This window comes from Streptomyces sp. NPDC100445 (genome assembly GCF_044759735.1).
Taxonomy (GTDB): Bacteria; Actinomycetota; Actinomycetes; order Streptomycetales; family Streptomycetaceae; genus Streptomyces.
Map to the genome: position 1 here is coordinate 1 of NZ_JBIVZV010000027.1, position 4,944 is coordinate 4,944.

General features: G+C 75.1%; 1 protein-coding gene. It reads left to right on the forward strand.

Annotation, left to right across the window (positions count from 1 at the left end):
* Positions 1-19 precede the first annotated feature (19 nt).
* Positions 20-4,944 (forward strand): beta-ketoacyl synthase N-terminal-like domain-containing protein (locus ACIQVT_RS34675; protein ID WP_403763756.1); only part of this gene is annotated, 4,925 nt, incomplete at its 3' end.

A 4,944-nucleotide genomic window follows, 5' to 3' on the forward strand; every position in this document is an offset into this window, starting at 1 on the left:
CGCCTGCATGGACGGGCTGATGTCGGTCCGTCGGGCGGCCGGGTTCCCGGCGCGGTCGCTGGCCTGGGGGCTGTGGGAGCAGAGCACCGGCATGGGTGCCGGTCTCGACGAGCTGTCCCGCAGCCGCATGAACCGCCGTGGCGGCGTACTGCCCCTTACCCCGGCCGAAGGCATGGACCTGTTCGACGCGGCGCTGGGCAGTGACCGGACGCTGCTCGTGCCGGCCAGGCTCGACCTGCGCGGGCTGCGTGCCGACGCGACCGCCGGGGCCACCGTGCCGCCGCTGCTGCGCGGGCTGGTCCGCGCGGGCCGGCGTACCGCGCGCGGTGACGGACGCGACGGCCGGGACGGGCTGGCCGGGCGGTTGGCCGGGCTGGCCGGGGGCGAGCGGGAGGCGCTGCTGCTGGACCTCGTCCGCACCCATGTCGCGAACGTCCTCGGGCACGCCGGACCGGACCGGGTCGGGGCCGAAACCGCTTTCAAGGACGCCGGGTTCGACTCCCTGACCTCCGTCGAACTGCGCAACCGGCTGCGCGAGGCCACCGGTTTGAGCCTGCCTGCCACCGCCGTCTTCGACTACCCGACGCCGCTCGCCCTCGCCCGGCACCTGCACGAGTCGTTCCAGGGCGTGACACCTGCCGTGCCCCTGCCGGTGGCCGCGCCGCACGACCCGGCGGAGCCGGTCGCGATCGTGGGCATGGCCTGCCGGCTGCCCGGCGGTGTCGGCAGCCCCGAGGACCTGTGGCGCCTGGTCAGCGAGGGCCGTGACGGTGTGACCGGGTTCCCGACGGACCGCGGCTGGGACCTGGACCGGGTCCTCGACGACGACCCCGAGCACGCCGGGACGTCCTACGTCGGCCAGGGCGGTTTCCTGCACGAGGCCCCACTGTTCGACCCGGTGTTCTTCGGTATCTCGCCGCGTGAGGCGGTGGCGATGGACCCGCAGCAGCGGCTGTTGCTGGAGACCTCGTGGGAGGCGCTGGAGCGGGCCGGTATCGACCCGACCGGGCTCAAGGGCACGGAGGTCGGCGTGTTCAGCGGCATCATGGGCGTCGACTACTACTCCGGTGGTGACGTCCCGGAGGAGGTGGGCGGATTCGCCCTGACCGGTGCCGGGGCGAGCGTCGCCTCGGGCCGGGTGTCGTACGTCTTCGGTTTCGAGGGCCCGGCGGTCACCGTGGACACCGCCTGCTCCTCATCGCTGGTGGCGCTGCACCTGGCCGCGCAGGCGCTGCGCAACGGCGAGTGCTCCCTGGCGCTGGCCGGTGGTTCCACCGTGATGGCCGGGCCCGGGATGTTCATGGAATTCTCGCGGCAGCGGGCGCTCGCCACGGACGGGCGCTGCAAGTCCTACGCCGACGCCGCCGACGGCACGGGCTGGGCCGAGGGCGCAGGTGTCGTCGTCCTGGAGCGGCTGTCGGAGGCCCGCCGCAAGGGCCACCGGGTGCTGGCGGTGGTACGCGGCAGCGCCGTGAACCAGGACGGCGCGTCCAACGGCCTGACCGCCCCCAACGGGCCCTCCCAGCAGCGGGTGATCCGCAAGGCGCTCGCCGACGCGGGCCTGACCACGGCGGACGTGGACCTGGTGGAGGGCCACGGCACCGGCACCGTCCTCGGCGACCCGATCGAGGCGCAGGCCCTGCTCGCCACCTACGGCAGGGATCGCGAGGAGCCGCTGTGGCTGGGCTCGTTGAAGTCGAACATCGGGCACGCGCAGGCCGCCGCCGGTGTCGCCGGTGTCATCAAGGCCGTGCAGGCGCTGCGGCACCGGACGATGCCCGCAACCCTGCACGTCGACTCGCCGTCCTCCCAGGTCGACTGGTCGGCCGGCGCGGTGGAACTGCTCACCGAGGCCCGGGAGTGGGCCGACCCGGGACGGCCCCGGCGGGCCGCGGTGTCCTCGTTCGGACTGAGCGGCACCAACGCGCACGTGATCCTGGAGGAGGTCCCCGAGGAGGCGGGGCGGCCGCCGGCGGCCGCCCCGGCCCCGGTCGGCGCGGTGCCGCTGGTGGTGTCGGCCCGCGGCACCGGCGCGCTCGCCGGGCAGGCCGCACGGCTCGCCGCGTTCCTCACCGGTGGCGACACCGCGCCGGCCGATGTCGCGGCGGCCCTGGTGACCCGGCGGGCCGTCCTGTCCGAGCGGGCCGTGGTGGTGGCCGGCACCCGTGAGGAGGCTCTGGCCGGACTGGAAGCGCTGGCCCGCGGCGAGAACGGCCCCGCCGTCGTGACCGGTGGCCCCGCCGCCACGGCCGGGACCGGGAAGGTCGTCCTGGTCTTCCCCGGCCAGGGCGGCCAGTGGACCGGCATGGGCCGTGAACTGCTGGACAACTCAACGGTGTTCGCCGAGCGGATCGCGGAGTGCGCCCGGGCGCTCGAACCCTGGATCGACTGGGACCTGGAGGAGGTGCTGCGCGGCGAGGTGCCCGCCGAGCTGCTGGACCGCACCGACGTCGTCCAGCCGGCGAGCTTCGCCGTGATGATCGGCCTGGCGGCCCTCTGGGCCTCGGTGGGTGTCGTACCGGACGCGGTGGTCGGCCACTCCCAGGGGGAGATCGCCGCTGCCTGCGTCGCCGGAGCGCTGTCACTGGAGGACGCGGCACGCCTCGTGGCACTGCGCGCCCAGGTGATCACCGAGCGGTTGTCCGGGCTCGGCGGCATGATCGCCGTCGGCCTGTCCGAGGAAGAGGCGACGGCCGCCGTGGCCCGCTGGGCGGACCGCATCCACGTCGCCGCGGTCAACTCCCCGTCGTCGGTGGTGGTCGCCGGGGACGCCGGCCTCCTTGACGAGGTCGTCGGGACGCTGACTGCGGAAGGGATCCGGGCCCGGCGGATCGCGGCCGACTTCGCCTCGCACACCCCGCACCTGGAGGCGGTGCGCGAGTTGCTCACCAAGGCGTTCGCCGACGTCCGCGGCCGGGCCCCCGTCATCCCGTTCCACTCCACCGTCACCGGCGAGCGTGTCACCGAGGCCGGCACACTGGACGCCGACTACTGGTACCGCAACGTGCGCCACCAGGTCCGCTTCGCCCCGGCCGTCACCTCCCTGGTGGAGTCCGGGCACACCGTGTTCGTGGAGGTCGGCACCCACCCGGTGCTCGCCCCGGCCATCAGCGAGACCGCCGACGGCACCGACGTGCTCGTCACCGGGACACTGCGCCGCGACGACGGCGGCCCCCGACGGCTGCTGATCTCCATGGCCGAACTGTTCGTCAGGGGCGTACCGGTGGACTGGACGGGTGTCCTGCCGCCCGCCACCGGTGCGGTCGACCTGCCGACGTACGCCTTCGACCACCAGCACTACTGGCTTCCCACGCCCGCCGCCGCGGGCGACGCCGCCTCGCTGGGACTGGCCGGCGCTGACCACCCGCTCATCGGGGCGGTGGTCGAGCTGCCGGACACCGGTGGTGTGCTGTGCACCTCGCGGCTGTCGCTGCGCACCCACCCGTGGCTGGCCGACCACGCCGTCGGCGACGTCGTCCTGCTGCCCGGCACCGGCCTGGTCGAACTCGCCGTCCGCGCGGGCGACGAGGCCGACTGCTCCACGCTGGAGGAACTCGTCATCGAGGCCCCGCTGATCCTGCCGCCGCAGGGCGGGGTCCGCGTGCAGGTGAGTGTCGGCGGCGCCGGCGAACACGGCACCCGCACGGTCACCGTCCACTCCACGCCCGACGGCGCCACCGGCACCGACGGCTGGACCCGGCACGCCACCGGCGTCCTCACCCCGGCGCCCCCCGCCCGTACCCGCGCCGACACCGACCTCACCACCTGGCCGCCGCCCGGCGCCGAACGAGTCGATGTGACCCCGGAGGACTTCTACGCCGGGCTCCGCGACCACGACTACCACTACGGGCCCGTCTTCCGCGGACTGCGCGCGGTGTGGCGGCGCGGCGAGGAACTCTTCGCCGAGGTCGCCCTGCCCGAGGGGGAGCACCAGGCGGCCACGGCGTACGGCATCCATCCCGCGCTCCTCGACGCCGCCCTGCACACCAAGGCGTTCCTCGGCAGCGGCGAACACCGCACGATGCTGCCGTTCGCCTGGAACGGGCTGACCCTGCACGCCTCCGGGGCCACCTCGCTGCGGATCAGGGTCGCCCGGCCCGCGCCGGACGCGCTCTCCCTGGAGGCCGCCGACGACACCGGCACCCCCGTCCTCAGCGCCGGCTCCCTGGTGTTCCGCCCGGTCGCACCGGACCAACTGCGCACCACAGGCGGCGACATGCTCTTCGGTGTCGACTGGGTCCCGCTGCCCCGGCCCGAGGGCACGCGGGTCCCGTCCTGGCTGCGGCTGTCCACGGCGGAGGAGGTGGCGACGCTCGCCGAGGACACCCCGGGCGGCACCGAGCCGCCCCGCGCGGTCGTCGTGAAGGCCACGACCTCCGGACCGGACGACACCCCGCTGGCCGTCACGGACCGCATCCTGGAGGTCGTCCAGACCTGGCTGGCCGGCGGCGGCCTGGAGGACACCCGGCTGGTCGTGCTCACCCGGGGCGCGGTGCCCGCGGGGGGTGACGCGGCGGTCACCGACCCCGGCGGCGCCGCCGTCTGGGGCCTGGTCCGTGCCGCACAGGCCGAGAACCCCAGCCAGATCGTGCTCCTCGACACGGACACCGGCACGGACAGCCGCACGGAAGGCGGCACGGACACCGGCACGCACGGCGGGCCCGACCCGGAGGGCGCGGAGGACGCGGACCGCCTCGGGGCGCTGCTCGGCGCTGTCCTCGCCACCGGCGAGCCGGAACTCGCCGTACGGCAAGGCGGGTTGTACGTGCCGCGGCTCGCCCGCGAGCTTCCCGTCCCTGCCGTGGAGCCGGTGCTCGATCCGGAGGGCACGGTCCTGGTCACCGGTGGTACCGGGTCGTTGGCGGCTGTGCTGGCCCGGCATCTGGTGGCCCGGCACGGTGTCCGGCACCTGGTGCTGGTCAGCCGGAGCGGTCCGGCGGCGGC